Genomic DNA, 15,924 nt, shown 5'->3' on the forward strand with positions numbered 1-15,924 from the left:
CCAGGGGCTGCGGGTATCTCCGGATGGGTGGCGCCGGATCGCCAGCTATCCTGCGCTCGGTAACGCCACCGAGCGTGGGAGGCAGGAGCGATGCGCTGCACGATCACACCGAAGCGGGCGCGCATCGCCCTGCCGGCGTGCCTGCTCGCCGCCTTGCCTGCCGCCGCGCAGGAACGGCCCCAGGCGCAGGTCCATGAGCAGTCCGCGACGCTGACCACGCCCGATGCGGAAAAGAAGAAGGCCAAGCCCGATCTGCTGATCGTGCCGATCCCGCTTTCCAACCCTGCGCTCGGCACCGGCGCCACGGTTGCCGCGGTGCTGTTCTACAATCCCAACCACGCGCCCCAGCCCTGGATCAGCGGCATCGGCGCCACTGCGACGAGCACCGGGACCAAGGCGATCGGCGCCTTTCACAGCATGTCGCTGGGGCATGACGCGTTCCGCTTCCTGATCTTCGGTGGCTATGGCGACGCCAAGCTCAAATTCTACGGCATCGGAGACGCGGCGGGCGAGCGCGGCGTACATATCGACCTGGAGGACAAGGCGATCATCGGCCTGGCCCAGGCCCAGACCCGCATGGCCAAGCATTTCTATGCCGGCGTGCGCGTACAGTATCTCAACATAGATTCCAGTGCCGAGCTTCCGCACCCCAATTACCCCGATCTCCAGCTACCGCCGATCGAGCTGAAGAGCACGCTGGCGACGATCGGTCCCTCGCTGACCTATGACAGCCGGGACAGCTCGCTGAACCCGCGCAGCGGCGCCTATATCACCGGCACCTACATGTTCGGCGCGAAGTTCCTGGGCAGCGACTTCGAGCACCATAAATATGAGATCGGCGCCAACCTCTACGCCCCGCTGGGGAAGCGGACGGTGATCGCCTACCGCATCGCCACCTGCGGCGTCACCGAGAACCGGGCGCCCTTCTACGACCTGTGCATGTACGGCCAGGGCGGCGACCTGCGCGGCTACGAGACCGGGCGCTACCGCGACCGCGCGACCTGGGCGATGCAGGGCGAGGTCCGCCAGCATCTGTTCGGCAAGTTCGGCGCCGCGGTGTTCGGCGGCATGGGCAGCATCGGCTCCGATTTCGGGGATCTCGGCAAGAGCGACTTGCTGCCCTCGGTCGGCGCGGGGCTGCGCTACCAGGCTTCGAAGAGCAACAACATCAACCTGCGGCTCGACCTCGCCTTCGGCAATGACGGGCACGCCGTCTATTTCAGCATCGGCGAGGCGTTCTGATCCGGTGATTGCAAGGCATCAGCAAAAACCCCGTCCCTTCCTGCGCACTTCCCCCGAGCCCGTGCCCGCACCGTTTCCCCTAAGGCTGAGCCTCCACAACCGGGAGCCGCATGATGGAAAACGCCAAGTCACTGGTGGGCCTGCTCGTCCAGGGCAGCATGTTCCTGATGATCATGGCCGTGGCGATGCAATGCCAGTGGCGCGATGTCGCCGAGCAGCTGCGCCGGCCGACCTTCCTGCTGCGCGCGATCCTGGCGGTGAACGTAGTGGTGCCGGCGGTCGCGATCCTGCTCGTGCTGGCGATGGGGCTGCCCCGGCCGATCGCGGCGGGCATGCTGCTGATGGCGGTATCGCCGCTCGCGCCGCTGGTGCCGGGCAACGCGCTCAAGACCGGCGCCGCGCGCGCCTATATCCTGGCGGTCTATCTGCTGCTGGTGATCCTGGCGATCCCGATCGTGCCGGTCACCATCGAGATCGTCGACAGGATCTTCGGCGTGGAGGCGCAGCTTCCCGCGGCGACGCTGGCGAAGATCATCTTCGTCTCCGGCGTGATCCCGATCGTGCTGGGGCTGGTCCTTGGAGGCCTCGCCCCGCGCTTCGCCCTGCGCGCGGCGGGGCCGGTGACCCTGGTCGCCAACATCATCCTGGGGCTGCTGGTCCTGGGGCTGCTGTGGATGCAGGGGCGAGTCTATCTCCAGATGATCGGCGACGGCACGGTGCTCGCCTTCGGGCTGACAGTGGCGTCGGGGCTCGTGGCGGGGCATCTGCTGGGCGGTAAGGATCCGGAGAACCGCGGCGCGCTGGCGATCGCCGCGGCGATCCGCCACCCGGGCATCGCGCTCGCCATCGCCCATGCCAGTGGGGCCGGGGCGGAGGGCCAGGCGGCGGTGATATTCTTCCTGATCAACGGCGTGATCGTCGTCTCGCTCTACGTCGCCTGGCTCAAGCGGCATGGCGCCGGAAAGCCGGAAAAGAGCGAAATTCCGGGGTAATTCCCCGTTGATCTAAGGGTTACGCCCGATTGTTCGCCGGGCCCGAGAAGCAGATAGTGAAATGGCGCTGCGGGCGAACCCGCTCTCAACAGGCGCGCAGTGCAACCGGCACGCGTGAGTGCGGTCCCTCCCCCCGGACCTCCGCGCTCACCGGGCCAAACGGGGTGGCGACGGAACTGGGCAGCTTCGCCGTCATCCCGTAGGCACTCCAGGGCTCTTGCGGACAAGCGCTTGCTCTCTCCGGCGCTCTCCTCCCCTGAGTCCGGAAGGCTCGAAGGGGCCGCGTTTCACACCGCGGCCCCTTTTCGTACCTGCAGTGATCCTCGCATGAAAAAGGGGCGGACCGGTCATCCCGGTCCGCCCCGATTCACCGCGCGGTCGCGCTTGCGCGGTTACTTGGCTCCAGGCTGGGGCGGGAATTTTGCGAGCACGGCATCGATCGCGGTATCGATCTTCGCCTGGTCGACGCTGCTAGGGTCGATCTCCTGAGTAGCGACGCCGTGCCAGATCGGCTTTTTTGTGGCGACGTCGTAAAGGTCGATCACCAGCGTGCCGTCGGTGACGTTGCGAACATCGACATTGCGGTAGGCGCCGCCCCAGCCCCAGCCGCGATAATAGGGGCCATAGGGGCCGAAATCGGTAACCTCGACCCGGTCGCGCCGGCCCAGGGTGAAGGCGATCGCGAAATCGCCCTTCTCGACCTGCTGGTATCCGCGCGCCGCCAGCGAGCGGTCGATCGAGCCGCGCACGCGATCGAACATCAGCGGGTTCATGCCCTGGGGCACGCCGGTATAGACCCAGCTATACTGGTGATATTTGCTGTAATCGACCGTCTGGTCATAGTCGGTCTTTACGTCAGGCGTGTCCGTGCAACTGGCCGTCATCAGGCCAAGACCGATTACAAGCGCGCTGCCGGTCCTTAGTGCAAAGTCATAGGCATTCATCGTCGGTCTCCTTCGATATGACCGACGGAAACTGATCGAGATCCGGGCGCGCTAATATTGGGGGATGCCCCGAACCGGGCTCGGTATGAGTACCGATATGCCGGAGGGCCGGCGACGGCATCCCGCCCAGTTATACACAGACCGCGGGTACTCCGGGTTTTTCATGATAGGCAGGGGCCGGGAATCGGACGAGACTGTGTGCAAACAGGGGCAGGACGATGACACACCCATCCTTGGCTATCGAGGCACGGACATGAGCAGTGCCACCCGGCGCGTGCTGATCGCGGACGACCACGACGTGGTTCGGCGAGGCGTCCGCACGCTGCTCGAGACGCGGCCCAACCTGGTGATCGTGGGCGAGGCCTCGAACGGCCGCGCCGCGCTGGAGGAAGCGCGATCCTCCAAGCCGGACATCGCGATCATCGACTATTCGCTGCCCGAACTGAACGGGCTGGACCTCACCGCCGCGCTGAAGCGCGAGAACCCGCGCGTCGAAGTGCTCGTCTATACGATGCACGACCGCGAGAACCTGGTGCTCGACGTGCTGCGCGCCGGCGCGCGCGGCTATGTGCTCAAGTCCGACACCGAAAAGCATCTGCTCGCCGCAGTCGATGCGCTGTCGATCCACCGGCCCTATTTCTCCGGCGTGATCTCCGAGACGCTGCTCGAGCGCTTCCTGGAGTCCTCGCCGTCTGCCCACGCCACGCTGACGCACCGCGAACGCGAAGTCGTCCAGCTGATCGCGGAGGGCAAGATCAACAAGGAAATCAGCCATATCCTGGGCATCAGCGTGAAGACGGTCGAGACGCACCGTGCTTCGTGCATGCACAAGCTGAAGCTGCGCACCACAGCGGAGCTGGTCCGCTTCGCCGTGCGCAACAACATCATTCAGGCTTGAAGCGCCGCCCGGCCGCCGACCATGGCGGCGGGCCGGCCGTGTCCGTCAGGCGACGCCGGCGGACTGGGTCAGGCTCGAGCCGGGCAGATAGTCCAGGCCCGTGCTGTGCCGGGGAATCATCGCGGCAACCGTGGTGCCCTCGCAGCTATGCCGGCTGTCGAGATGCAGGCAGCCACCCAGCGCCTCGATACGCTGCTGCATCGCCGGCAGCCCGATCCCGACGAGCTTACGCCCCCAATCCTTGGGTAGGCCGACGCCATCGTCCTGGATGACGATGAAGAAGGCCTTGGCGCGGCTGCCGAGCCGGATCTTCACGCATTTGGCGCCGGCATGCTTCTGGATATTGGTCAGCGCTTCCTGGAGCAGCCGGAATATCGCCGCCTCCACCGCCGTGCCGCGCCGGCGATCCTCGCCATAGATGCGCAGCGCGATGTCCAGGCCGGTGCGGCGGGCAAAGCCGTTGCAGAGCAAGCGGATCGCCTCGTGCAAGCCGCGCCGCTGGATTTCGGGCGGGTGCATCACATAGGTGACGCCGCGGATCTCGCGGTGGAATTCGTCGAGCAGGCCGCTCAGTTCCTCGGCCATCGCCACCACCGCCGGATCCGTACTCACGGCGCGCAGCCGCGCCAGGCCCAGATTGACGCCCACCAGATGCTGTGCCGCGGTATCGTGCAGCGCGGCGGCCACGCGGCGGCGTTCGTCCTCCTGCGCCCGCACCAGACTCGCCTGGGCGTGCATCAGATTCGAGTTCAGCTTGATCGCCTGCGCGCGCAAGTCATAGAGTTCGGTGACGTTGACCCGGGCGACGGTGGCGTAGCGACGCCCGCCGACTTCGAAGCAGTCGATCGTGAACTGGTAATGGGTCTCGTCGTCCAGACCGCGATAGTTGAGCGCGAATTGGTTGTGCGCCCGCGTCTCGATCATGTACATGCCGTCGAGCATCGCCGCGGCGGTCTCGGCGCCCAGATCGGTCGCTTCCTGGATATATTGCTTCAGATTGGCGCCGACCTTGAGCCGATCGCCCCGGCCGCTGCGCATCGCGCGTTCCAACCAGGCGGTGTTGACGGTCAGGATATTCCACCAGCCATCGACCACTGCCACTTGGGCGGGCACTGCGCGCACCTGGTTTCGCGCATCGCCGCGAGGATGGGCTCGCCCTTGGCGGGCCACGGAACGCTGCCTTCTCCCTTAGCGCCGGAAACACCAACGTCTTCGGGATCTCCCGAAAGATACGACATGTGTTAGCCCCGATCCACAATTTCGAACTGGGGTCCACCTCCCTCCTTATCCCTCAAGGAAGCAGGGGAAATTCCCGCACCTACAATATTGTATGTCCCGATTATTTCAATCGGTTAAAGTACTGACCGGACTGTATTTTCCGTAACAATAGTTACGTTTGCATTAACTTTCGAATCCGAAACCTCCCCCACCGAACTCATCGTAATTACGGATACGGAACACTGGGCTTTCTTGAGAGAAAGCCTTGTGGAGGACCCTATGGAAGCGTTTCTTGCCCCGGTCGCCGAGAACACCGCGACCGTCCTGGAAGGCCTGGTAATAGTTACCGTGTGCATCGGCGCGCTCGATGCGGCAATCGGAGCGGTCCGCTACCTGCTATTCCCTAGCCGAGGCATCCAGATACGCCGCGGCGTCTGGCTGGGCTTCGCGCGCTGGCTCGTGCTCTCGCTCGAGTTCGCATTGGGCGCCGACCTGATCCGCACGGCGATCGCTCCGACCTGGACCGATATCGGCCAGCTCGCCGCCATCGCGACGATCCGCACCGTGCTCGGCTTCTTCCTGGAGAAGGACATCGACACGTTCAGCAAGCCGGCCGGGGAAATCTAGGGAATGCTAGGGAATCGCGCCCGCCGGAAATCGGCAGCGTTCCCGATAGCCGCCTCGGGCACGCTGCCGATACTTCGCCGATCAATTGGCGGGAGGTAGCGATGACTGTGCAGTTCCGGCGTGAAACCGATCCGCTCGACGGAACGGCGCGCGCGGCACCCCCGATCCCGATGGCGCGGCGCGCGGCGGTGGAGGCTATCGGCACGCTGTGGCTCGTCCTTGGCGGCGTCGGCAGTGCCGTGCTGGCGACGCACGGGGCAGGCATCGGCCTGGTCGGCGTATCCTTCGCCTTCGGGCTCACCGTCTTCACCATGGCCGCGGCGCTGGGCTCGATTTCGGGCTGCCACCTGAACCCGGCAGTCACGGTCGGCTTCTGGGCCGCCGGCCGTTTCCGCGCGGGCGACATCCCCGCCTATGTCGCGGCGCAGCTCGCCGGGGCGATCCTGGGCGCGGTGATCGTGCTGGGGATCGCGCGCGGCATGCCCGGCTTCGACCTTGCGGTGAATGGGCTGGCGGCGAACGGCTATGCGGCCGGCTCTCCTTCCGGCTTCTCCCTGTCCTCGGCGCTCATCTCGGAGGTGGTGCTGACCGCCGGCTTCGTGCTGGTCATCCTGGCAGTGACCGACAAGGGCGGCTCGCCCCTTCTCGCGCCGCTGGCGATCGGCCTGGCGCTGACGCTGGTGCATCTGATCAGCATCCCGGTGACCAACACCTCGGTCAATCCGGCGCGCAGCACCGGGCCTGCACTGCTGGTCGGCGGGCTCGCGCTCCAGCAGCTCTGGCTGTTCTGGCTCGCGCCGACCGGCGGCGCGTTGATCGCCGGCGCACTCCATCGCGCCTTGACCGGCCGGTTCGCACCCGCAATTCCGGGAGGGGGCTCCGATGCGCTGTGAACCCTGGCTTTTCGCACTGGCGCTGGCCTGCGCCGTAACCGCTCCCGCCCGGGCGCAGGATCTGGCGGCAAGCGAACGCGGGTCCGGCGGGCCGATGATGGGCGGCGCGCTGGAGGATATGTGCCGCGGTGGCGGCCAGCCCTCGCAGCTTTGCGCATCCTATCTGCGCGGGTCGTTCGAAGGACTCATGATCGGCCAGGCCAGCATGACCGATGGCGGCGACATGAGCTTCTGCCTGCCCGATGCCGGGGTATCGCTGTCGGAGGTGCGCCAGGCGTTCCTCACGCTGATGCTGTCCGAGCCCGATCGGCGCACCGAATATGCCAGCGTTTCGCTGCTCGATTCGCTGCAGGATGCCTATCCCTGTGACGACGACGAGGACCTGGTGCCCTATATCGACACCGCCGCCGCCCACCGCCGTCGGGGCCACGCGTCCGGCGGCGCGACCCTGCGGCGCACGACCCGTGCGTCGGCGGCGAGCCTTTTGCGCTAGGCCCCGCCCCCGCACATTCCGCCGCCACCCCTAGTGACTTTGCCCGATAGCGGGGTTCGGCCTCCCCCCTATCCTCGCTGCATCGCCACCTAGGACGGGACAAATATCATGGACCGCCTCTGCATCGCCGTCCCGCTCGCGCTGTTCGCCGCCGTGCCGCACGCGGTCGCGCAGGAAGTCCCCGATGCCGGCAAGGCGGCGCAGGACGCAGCTGCCGTCGAGGCGAAGTTGCTCGGCAAGCCCAACCCAGTGCAGGAGCCTGCGGAGCCGGAGAAAAGGAAGAAGCGCGACCTGCTGATCGTGCCGGTGCCGATCTCGAACCCCAGTTCGGGCACGGGCCTCGCGGTCGGCGGTATCGCCTTCTACAATCCGAAGCACGAGCCGCAGAACTGGGTTACCGGCGGCGGCGTGCTCTACACCAATCGCGGTACCAAGGGCATCGGGCTGTTCCACAGCATGACGCTGGGCCAGGACCGGTTCCGGTTCCGGGCGATCGCCGTCTATACTGACGGGCCGCTCAAATATTTCGGCGTGGGCGACGCAGCAGGGGCCGCCGGCACATCGGTGGACCTTCCCAATCACAACTTGTCGGTACAGGTCCAGGGCCAGGTACGTGCCTTCGCGCATGGCTATGTCGGCCTGCGCTACAAATATTCGCAATATGACGCGAAGCAGCCGGAGGATCCGCTGCCGCCCGGCTTCGTGCTGCCCCCTGCCACGGAACTGAAGAGCGCGCTTTCGATGCTCGGCCCGTTCCTCTCCTACGACACGCGCGACAGCACCACCTTGCCGCGGCATGGCACGTTCCTGTCCGCCAACTGGATGGTCGGCGCCAAGGCGTTCGGCGACAGTTTCGGCCACACCAAGCTGCAGCTCGCCGGCAATTTCTATCTGCCCGCCGGGCACAACACCACGCTGGCGATCCGCGGCGTGACCTGCAGCGTGACCGGCAATGTGCCCTTCTACGATCTGTGCGCATTCGGCGCCGGCGTCGATCTGCGCGGCTATGAGGCGGGACGCTATCGGGACCGAGTCAACTGGGCTGCGCAGGGCGAGCTGCGCCACCAGTTCAACCGCCGCTTAGGCGCGGTCGCCTTTGCCGGGCTGGGCGGGATCGCCCCTTCGCTGGGCAGCATCCTCGACAAGGGCGACATCCTGCCGAGCATGGGGGTGGGCGTGCGCTACCACCCGTTCAAGCACAATGACGTCAATCTGCGGCTCGACGTCGCCATGGGCATCCATGGCCCAGGCCTGTATTTCGGTATCTCGGAAGCGTTCTAGAAGCGGAAGCCCGCCGACAGGACGCCGCGGCTGGAGCTGCTGCCGCGCTGATATTCGCCCTGCAGGTTCCAGTGCCGCGCGAGTTGGAGGTTGAACCCCATCAGCGCCGTCCATTTCTTGGGGTTCCGCAACTCGGTGCGGTAGCGCAGTCCCAGCGCGTCCCCATCGGCGAAGACATCGTCCGCCACGACCGTGCCTTCGACCATGGTATCGATGTCGAGATATTCGCTCCCCGCATAGACGGTCAGCTCGGCGCGGGGCCCTGGATGGAAGCGCGGGCCAAAGCGCAGGCCGGCATTGGTGATCGAGACATCAGAGCGCTCCTTCGACGACACGCTGATCGTGCGCGACAGCATGGCCCCACCAAACCATTTGTGTCCGCCATAGACCGCGATCGCACCCAGGGTGGTTACGGTGTTGTCGATCTCGGCCTTGAAGTCGAGATGCTGGGCGCAGCGCCCGTCGCGGCACAGGATCGGCGGCCCGATCTGGCTGAGGTCGATATTGACGCCCACATCGACCGAGCCCCGCATCCGCCCCAATGTCGCGAACAAGTTGAGGACCGGCAGCACCCACAGGTCTGCGCGGAACTGGACGCCGCTGTTGCGTCCGTGCAGCCGATCGGTGGTGACGAAGGGCACCTCGATCAGCGCCACGCCCTGCGCCGGCGCGCCGCCCTTGGCGAAGGCGACGGCGAGATCGCTCGAGGCGAAATCGTCGACATTGCTGATATAGAGCAGGCTCGCGCCCAAGGTGAGCGGCAGTTCATAGCCGCGCCGGCGCGCCGCTTCCGCCCCGAAGGGCAGCAGGCCATGGCGCTTCGGCGGCAGGGCGACAGCCTGTAGCGCATCGTCCACCTGGCCCTGCACCTGGGCCGCCGCCGGCAGGGCCGATGCGGCGAACAGGCTGAAGGCGATCGCGAGCGGCTGAGCGTGGCGCAAGGGTCGGATCCCGTCTCTGGCTGGTGCGCCAATCTGCCGTGTGGACGCTCGGCAGGTTATCCTGAGAAACCCGCGCCAGAGCACGGGGCAGACCCTGACATTCTGACACCGAGGACGGGCCGTTAGGGCTGGTCCGGCCGATACGCTGCCAGACCAGCCCAGCTTCCCCTTTTCGGTTCCCCGGCGGCGGCGCCTGATCCTGAGATCCCATGCTCGAAACCAGGGCCAAGGGGAATCGCCGCCGTCGGAGGGCCCCGTTTTCGGACGCCCGCGTGCCTTCGCCAATCAGGATATACCCCGGCGAGGCGCGCCAGAATTACCGCGGCGATGCGGAACCTCCCGCCCCCTGCCTCGGGGCGTCCCCGATGCCCATGCCCGGCAATCCCCCGCATCATGGCCGGGCGCTCCCGCAGCTTTCCGGAGGTTCACATGCACCGCACCCTGATCCTGACTCTCATCACGACATCGTCCGCCGCCTTGGCGCTCGCAATGCCTTCAGAGGCGTCGCGCCAGGCGCGTCCGGCCCACGCCGATCCGGCAGCGGTGTTTGACCGCACCGACACCAACAAGGATGGCAAGGTCACGCGCGCCGAATATCTCGCCGCGCGCACCGCGCGATTCGGTGACCTCGACAAGAACAAGGACGGCGTGGTCAGCAAGGCCGATTTCCCGCGCGCCGCCGCCAACCCCCAGGCCGCCGCCCGCCTCGACGCGATGATCAGCGAGGCGGACATCAACCGGGACGGCGGCGTCTCGAAGAAAGAACTCGCCAAGGCGCCCACTCCGGGCTTCGACCGGGTCGACACCAACAAGGACGGGGTGGTCACCAAGGCGGAACTCGATGCGGCCCGCGCTGCCGCAACGGCTGCGCGCGCCAAGGGCTAGTCCGCCGCCCGGGCAAAAGAAAGGGCCCGTGCCGAAGCGCGGGCCCTTTTTCCGTGATCGCCGACTCAGGGTTGGGGGACGATCACATAGGAGACGCCCGAGGAGAGGTATTGCGGGCGGTACCAGAGGTTGTTGCAAGTGAAATAAGTGACGTCGCCGCGGATCACCTTCGGGCAATTGGGCGGCAGCGCATAGACGATCGACCCCGGCGCGGTCGCCGTATTGACCACGATGACGTCGGGCTGGCTCGCGGCGGAAACTACCGCCGCCGTCGTGCCCGCGATCACTGCGCCAGCGGCGACATCCCAGAAGGGATCGTCATCCCATCCCCAACCCCAGCCCCAGCCCGGAGGTGGCGGCGGCGGCGGCGGTCCATAGGGGTGCGGTCCCGGCCCCGGCGGCGGTCCGGGCGGATGCGGTCCCGGCCCAGGTCCAGGTCCAGGTCCCGGTCCCGGTCCCGGTCCAGGCCCAGGGCCAGGCCCAGGAGGGCGCGGCCCAGGGTTCGGCCCGGGTCCGGGTGGACGCGGTGCGGGCCCGGCGCCTCCACCATTGGGGCGCGGCGGCGCGACATCCGGGTGATGGATCCCGCCCCCGCCGCTGCCCGGGCCATGGAAGTTGCTAGGCACGCCGGCATGCATGCTGCCGCCGCGCATGTGGAAGCCGCCGCCGCCGAAGCGCTGCGCGCTGGCGTCCGGAGCGGTGGCGATCAGCGCCGCGAACGCGCTGGCGCCAAGGAGAAAGGCTGAAAAGCGCATGCTATTTCTCCACGCTGTCGAGCTTCGCCATCTGGATCTTGCTGGCACCGCTCGGGGGTTTGAAGGCGAAATTGGCCGGCGTGAACTTGGCCGCGGTGTCCCAGCTCAGCTCCGCCGCATAGGAAGGCTGCACCGGATCGCTGCGATCGGTGATCGCAATCTTCAGCGGCAGGGGTTTCGACCCGCGCGCGATCCAGACCTGGAAATCGAGCGCATCGCCGCGGAAGGCGAACTGATCGGTATCTACGCCGCCGACCTTGGCATAACCGACCCGCACCGCGGAGCGGATGCCGTCGGTCGGCGCGCCGGCATCGGCCCAGTAGAAGATGTCCGACAGCGGCAGGCTGATGCCATATTCGTCATAGATGCCGTCGACCACGTCGCGGATCGTCGGCGGCGCATCGACTACAGCGTAGAAACCCTGGCGCGGCACGCTGACGGTGAACGTCTTGCCGTTGTAGAAGAACTGGCGGAACTGCCGGTCCGAGCGGATCTCGATGAAGAAGGCGCCGGGCCGCTGGACGCGATAGATATTCTCGAGGCCGAGCGTGACCTTGAGGTCGGTGTCGTCCATGCTGGTCTGGATCGTCGCCTTGCTGTGGATCTCGAAGCTCTTGAGCGACTTCATGTAGTTGCCCATCGAGACCAGCGCCTGAAGCGCGATCGGATCGACCGTTGCAGGCGCCGCTGCAGGCGCCGCTTGCGGGGCGTCCTGGGCAAGGGCCGGGGCGCCGGTCAGCGCGATCGCGGCCAGGCCGATTTTGAAACGATTTCGTCGATCCATCGCGCTTCTCCAAGCTCGTGTTGCCGGCAGAGGATCGCTCCGGTCCCGGGGCACTCCAATCAGGTTAAACCCGCTGAATCCCTCGGGACTTTGCCCGAGGGGCACCGGGGTCAGTCGCGCAGTGCCGCCGCTTCCGCCATGCACTTGCCCTCGGGTAGCAGCGATGCGCGCATCGCCTCGGCCCTGGCCTCGAGCAGGTCGCTGCGGAAATCGGGGCTGGCATGTAGCCGCGCCACCGTGGCGGCGGCGATTACCCGCCCCGCCTCGACATCGCTTTCCCAATGCGCGTTGCACACCAGCCGGCTGTCCCCAAAGTCTCGCCCGCGCGCCAGGATCGCGTTGGCGTGGCTCGGCACGACTTCGGTGAGGATCAACGCCCAGCCCCAGCCGATTGCGCTGTGCCCCGAAGGATAGGATCCGTCGGTGCGCAGCGCCGCCTCGTCCTTGGGGAAGCAGGTGGCGTTGTTATGCGCCACGAAGGGCCGCGTGCGCTGGTAGTGGGTCTTCGCCTTGTAGGTCGAAAGCCCGACATCGATCATCGCCTTGAGGAGCAGCTTGTAGAGGACGGGCGTCGTCTTCGGATCGGGCGCGACCCCCGTTGCGCAGGTGAAGCTCTGCGCCACATGCGCCAGGCCGAGGTCCGCGTCGCTCGCCGCCTGGACGAAGCGCGGACTACCCGGCGGGCGCGCCATGCTTGCGCTCACCGCCTCGTCGCGCGCGAATGCCGGGGATCCGGCTTCGGGCGGTGGCGGCAACAGCGCCAGGCTGTCGGGATAGTCCGCCGCCGCCAGATAACCTTGCGGCGTGCCGGGCGGCAGCTTGGGCGTCGTGTCCTGGGACGCGGCGCCGCTAGTGAGTAGCAGTAGCAAACCTGCGGTTGCCGGCGCTAGAAGCTGGCGCATCTTGCTTCCTCGCTCAGGGCTGGCCGATGGCACGGGCCCGCGTCATCGCGGCTTCGACGGCGCTGCGCTCGCAGTCCTTGGCGCTGTCGACCACCGGATAGTTGGCGTCGAGCCAGTCGCACGACTTCTTGGCGGCCTGGCGGATGCGCGCTTCCGCGACCGACTGGCCCGCCGGCGTGGCGAGATCGAGATCGGAGATGCTGACCTTGATCGAATGCGCCACCGTCTCGGTCGCCGTCCCGTCGGGAGACCATTTGCCCGAGCGCGGCGCAGTGACGGTGATGCTGCCGCTATCGTCCTGGCTCTGCGACCAGGCGGCCGGGGCGAGCGGCATCGCCAGCGCGCAGGCGGCGGCACCCAAGGCGAGGGTATGCGAACGCAACATATCTACCTCCTGAAGAAAGAGAGCGACTGTTCGGGCAGCATGGGTCGAAGGGGGCGGGAGCGGCGGGGGGCGCCGCTCCCTAAGGCGGTTCAGCTCGCGCCGGCGCCGGCGTCGGCCATTTTCGCGACTGCGTCGTCGATCGTGAAGCTGCCGGGCCGCTGGATCGGCGGGAAGTTCTTGAATGTCTCCGCGAACATCGCCGCGCCCGCCTGGGCCGCGAAGATGAAATAGTCGTTGTGGAGCATGAAGTCGTAATAGGTGTTCGAGGTGATATCCGCGAACTCGTACGGGTCGGTGCGCAGGTTGAAGAGCTTCGGCAGGCGCAGCCTGGTGAAAGGCTCGGCCCAGACCTGCAGCGTGCCCTGGCACCGCTGTTCCAGGAACACGATCTTCCAGTTATCGTAGCGCATCCCCAGGATGTCGCCATCGTCGCTGATATAGAAGAAGGCGTTGCGCGGGCTCTTCTTGTCCTTGCCGGTGATGTGGCCGAGCAGGCTGAACCCGTCGATATGGTTCTTGTAGGTCCGGCCGCACGCCTGATAGCCGGTCTTGAGCTTGTCGATCACGTCGAGTCCGCCCGCCATCTCGAGGAAGGTCGGCATCCAGTCGTGATGCTGGACGATCCCGTTCGAGACCGATCCCGCCGGCACCTTGCCGGGCCAGCGCACCACCATCGGGATGCGGAAGGCACCTTCCCAGTTGGTGTTTTTCTCGCTGCGGAACGGCGTCATCCCGCCATCGGGCCAGGTATTGCGATGCGGCCCGTTGTCGGTCGAATATTGCACGAAGGTATCGTCTGCAATGCCGAGCTCATCGAGCAGGTCGAGCATCTGACCGACATTCTTGTCATGGTCGATCATCGTGTCGTGATAGTCGGATTGCCAGCGTCCGGCCTGGCCCTTGTTCTCGGGCTTGGGGTGCGTGAACAGGTGCATGTGCGTGGTGTTCAGCCACACGAAGAACGGTACGCCATCCGCCTGCGCTTTCTTGATGAACGCGGTCGCCTTCTCGACGAAATCGTCGTCGCAGGTTTCCATGCGCTTCTTGGTCAGCGGGCCGGTGTCTTCGATCTTCTGCTTGCCGACCTTGCCCCAGCGCTCCTGCTCGGTGGGATCGTCGACATCGCTGGCAAAGCTGTGGATCACGCCGCGCGGGCCGAAGCGCTCGCGGAAGTTCGGAATGTCGTCTTCGCTCGGGTAATTCTCCATCTCCGGCTCTTCCTCGGCATTGAGATGGTAGAGGTTGCCGTAGAATTCGTCGAAGCCGTGGTTGGTCGGCAGCATGTGGTTGAGATCGCCCAGATGGTTCTTGCCGAACTGGCCGGTGGCATAGCCCTGTTCCTTGAGCAAAGCCGCGATGGTGACGATCTTGTCGTGCATGCCGATCGGCGAGGCGGGGATGCCGACCTTGGACAGGCCGGTGCGCAGCACGCTCTGCCCGGTGATGAACGAAGAGCGGCCGGCGGTGCAGCTTTGCTCGCCATAGCTGTCGGTGAACAGCATGCCTTCCTTGGCGATCCTGTCGATGTTCGGGGTCTGGTATCCCATCAGGCCGTGCGTGTAGCAGCTGAGATTGCTCTGCCCGATATCGTCGCCCCAGATGACGAGAATGTTGGGTTTTCCGTTCGGCACGCCGAGTCTCCTTTGGCTGAGTTCCGCATGGACCCTGACTCCGGAGCGACGAGGCGGGCATCGGCACTAACCCCGCCTTGCCGGGGGGACTTTCCCGGTCATCCAGACCCGGTCATTCGGGAAACAGCAGTGTCAGCGTCAGCCGCGCACCCCATTCGGGGCCGCCGGTGGGGCTCACCGCGTAATATTTGCCGCCGGCGGAGATCTGGATCGGCTGCTTGCCGATCTTGGCGAGCCGCCCCAGCGTCAGGTTGATCGGCACCGTCCACTGCTTGCGCTTCCAGTCATAACTGGTCTCGGCATTGATCCCCAGGCTGGTCGTGTCCTTGAAGGTCTTGGTGAAGAAGGGCTGGATCAGCATGTTGCTGCTGTTGGGCCGGCTCTCCCAGCCCGCATAGGACCAGATCTGGTTGGCGAGCATGCCCATGGTGTAGCCGCTCTTGGTCTGCTTGAGCACAAGCGCCGTCGGCCCCGCCCCCCATTTGCGCCCGCCGAAATCCGAATTGCCGGTCGGCCAGACGAAGACCGGCCCGGCGGCGACGGTGAGGCCGCCACCGGTGCTCGGCTTCAGGAAGAAGCTCTGGGTGACATCCCCGATGCCGGTGCCGCCCAAATTGCTCGGCGAGGAACGGCCCTCGGTGATGAAGGGCACGATGGTGCGCACCACCAAGGTCAGGTCCGAGCTGATGGGCATCGGGATCACCGGCTGGACATTGAGCAGGTAGCGCGCCGCGCCTTCGGGGCCGAAGCAGCAGTCGAAATTATTCTGGAACGGCACGCTGATCAGGCTGCCGACCGGGTTGGCCACCTCCGCGGCGAGCTTGGCCGCATCCGCCGTGGCGGGCGGCACGTCCGGTGGCGCCGCTTCCGGAACGCGGGCCTCCTGGGCCCGGGCGGGCAGGCTCGCGGAGAGGGCGGCGAGCAGCAGCATGGACCTGAACATCGGCGGTTCCTTCGGAAGATTGCACCGCCTCACTCTCGGCCTGCCGCCGCACCCCGCCCATCCGGAGCAACCCGCACCGGCCGGCCTGCCATTCCCCGAGCATGCGGCAG

17 protein-coding genes are annotated in these 15,924 nt (G+C 66.4%); 8 read left to right on the top strand and 9 right to left on the bottom strand.

The genetic code is table 11. The annotated features are described in order from the left end of the window. Window positions 1–90: 90 nt before the first annotated feature. Complete coding sequence (locus tag AC1RPL_RS05945) at window positions 91–1,242, top strand: BamA/TamA family outer membrane protein (RefSeq protein ID WP_493068331.1); 1,152 nt, start codon at window positions 91–93, stop codon at window positions 1,240–1,242. 113 nt (window positions 1,243–1,355) lie between these two features. After that, entirely contained in the window at window positions 1,356–2,234 is an 879-nt protein-coding gene (locus tag AC1RPL_RS05950) for a hypothetical protein (RefSeq protein WP_493068332.1), read from the top strand. A 392-nt stretch (window positions 2,235–2,626) separates the two neighbouring features. Here AC1RPL_RS05950 and AC1RPL_RS05955 read toward each other — a convergent pair whose 3' ends face one another. Further along, window positions 2,627–3,178, bottom strand: a complete 552-nt coding sequence (locus tag AC1RPL_RS05955) for a DUF4136 domain-containing protein (RefSeq protein WP_493068333.1) — start codon at window positions 3,176–3,178, stop codon at window positions 2,627–2,629. A gap of 253 nt (window positions 3,179–3,431) precedes the next feature. On the opposite strand from AC1RPL_RS05955, the gene AC1RPL_RS05960 reads away from it, so the two are divergent. Continuing rightward, the gene (locus AC1RPL_RS05960) at window positions 3,432–4,076 is read left to right on the top strand and encodes a response regulator (protein ID WP_180145756.1); all 645 of its coding nucleotides are present in this window, start codon (window positions 3,432–3,434) and stop codon (window positions 4,074–4,076) included. 45 nt (window positions 4,077–4,121) lie between these two features. On the opposite strand, the gene AC1RPL_RS05965 is transcribed toward AC1RPL_RS05960, so the two are convergent. Continuing rightward, window positions 4,122–5,189, bottom strand: coding sequence for a sensor histidine kinase (locus tag AC1RPL_RS05965; protein WP_493068334.1), 1,068 nt, complete (start codon window positions 5,187–5,189; stop codon window positions 4,122–4,124). Window positions 5,190–5,573: 384 nt separating this feature from the next. Between AC1RPL_RS05965 and AC1RPL_RS05970 the strand changes: the two genes are divergently transcribed. The 4 genes from AC1RPL_RS05970 to AC1RPL_RS05985 all read left to right on the top strand — a co-directional run bounded on the left by AC1RPL_RS05970 (window position 5,574) and on the right by AC1RPL_RS05985 (window position 8,588). Further along, a complete protein-coding gene (locus AC1RPL_RS05970) occupies window positions 5,574–5,921 on the top strand; it encodes a DUF1622 domain-containing protein (RefSeq protein ID WP_493068335.1) in 348 nt (115 codons plus the stop codon). A gap of 170 nt (window positions 5,922–6,091) precedes the next feature. After that, on the top strand, window positions 6,092–6,814 hold the full coding sequence (gene aqpZ / locus AC1RPL_RS05975; RefSeq protein ID WP_493069088.1) for an aquaporin Z: 723 nt from the start codon (window positions 6,092–6,094) through the stop codon (window positions 6,812–6,814). Beyond that, window positions 6,804–7,307: a Rap1a/Tai family immunity protein gene (locus AC1RPL_RS05980; protein WP_493068336.1), complete on the top strand. Its 504-nt coding sequence runs from the start codon at window positions 6,804–6,806 to the stop codon at window positions 7,305–7,307. Before aqpZ ends, AC1RPL_RS05980 begins: the two co-directional genes overlap by 11 nt. A gap of 108 nt (window positions 7,308–7,415) precedes the next feature. Then, window positions 7,416–8,588 carry a BamA/TamA family outer membrane protein gene (locus AC1RPL_RS05985; RefSeq protein WP_493068337.1) on the top strand — a complete coding sequence of 391 codons (1,173 nt, stop codon included), beginning with the start codon at window positions 7,416–7,418 and terminating at the stop codon, window positions 8,586–8,588. Here the strand turns inward: AC1RPL_RS05985 and AC1RPL_RS05990 are convergent. Continuing rightward, window positions 8,585–9,529, bottom strand: a complete 945-nt coding sequence (locus tag AC1RPL_RS05990) for an outer membrane beta-barrel protein (protein WP_493068338.1) — start codon at window positions 9,527–9,529, stop codon at window positions 8,585–8,587. The two genes, AC1RPL_RS05985 and AC1RPL_RS05990, sit on opposite strands and share 4 nt — an antisense overlap. A 429-nt stretch (window positions 9,530–9,958) precedes the next feature. Between AC1RPL_RS05990 and AC1RPL_RS05995 the strand changes: the two genes are divergently transcribed. Continuing rightward, window positions 9,959–10,414 carry an EF-hand domain-containing protein gene (locus AC1RPL_RS05995; protein WP_493068339.1) on the top strand — a complete coding sequence of 152 codons (456 nt, stop codon included), beginning with the start codon at window positions 9,959–9,961 and terminating at the stop codon, window positions 10,412–10,414. A gap of 65 nt (window positions 10,415–10,479) precedes the next feature. On the opposite strand, the gene AC1RPL_RS06000 is transcribed toward AC1RPL_RS05995, so the two are convergent. From AC1RPL_RS06000 to AC1RPL_RS06025, 6 genes are all read right to left on the bottom strand, one after another. Continuing rightward, on the bottom strand, window positions 10,480–10,701 hold the full coding sequence (locus AC1RPL_RS06000) for a hypothetical protein (RefSeq protein ID WP_493068340.1): 222 nt from the start codon (window positions 10,699–10,701) through the stop codon (window positions 10,480–10,482). 469 nt (window positions 10,702–11,170) lie between these two features. Further along, a complete protein-coding gene (locus AC1RPL_RS06005; RefSeq protein WP_493068341.1) occupies window positions 11,171–11,953 on the bottom strand; it encodes a DUF2092 domain-containing protein in 783 nt (260 codons plus the stop codon). Window positions 11,954–12,063: 110 nt separating this feature from the next. Continuing rightward, a complete protein-coding gene (locus AC1RPL_RS06010; RefSeq protein WP_493068342.1) occupies window positions 12,064–12,855 on the bottom strand; it encodes an acid phosphatase in 792 nt (263 codons plus the stop codon). Window positions 12,856–12,868: 13 nt separating this feature from the next. Beyond that, window positions 12,869–13,240: a UrcA family protein gene (locus AC1RPL_RS06015; RefSeq protein ID WP_493068343.1), complete on the bottom strand. Its 372-nt coding sequence runs from the start codon at window positions 13,238–13,240 to the stop codon at window positions 12,869–12,871. A gap of 89 nt (window positions 13,241–13,329) precedes the next feature. Further along, window positions 13,330–14,871 (bottom strand): arylsulfatase, encoded by a 1,542-nt coding sequence (locus tag AC1RPL_RS06020; RefSeq protein ID WP_493068344.1) that lies wholly within the window; start codon window positions 14,869–14,871, stop codon window positions 13,330–13,332. Window positions 14,872–14,983: 112 nt separating this feature from the next. Next, complete coding sequence (locus tag AC1RPL_RS06025) at window positions 14,984–15,814, bottom strand: hypothetical protein (RefSeq protein WP_493068345.1); 831 nt, start codon at window positions 15,812–15,814, stop codon at window positions 14,984–14,986. Between the last annotated feature and the right edge of the window lie 110 nt (window positions 15,815–15,924).

The organism is Sphingomonas sp. GW821-FHT12D09 (assembly GCF_058807215.1).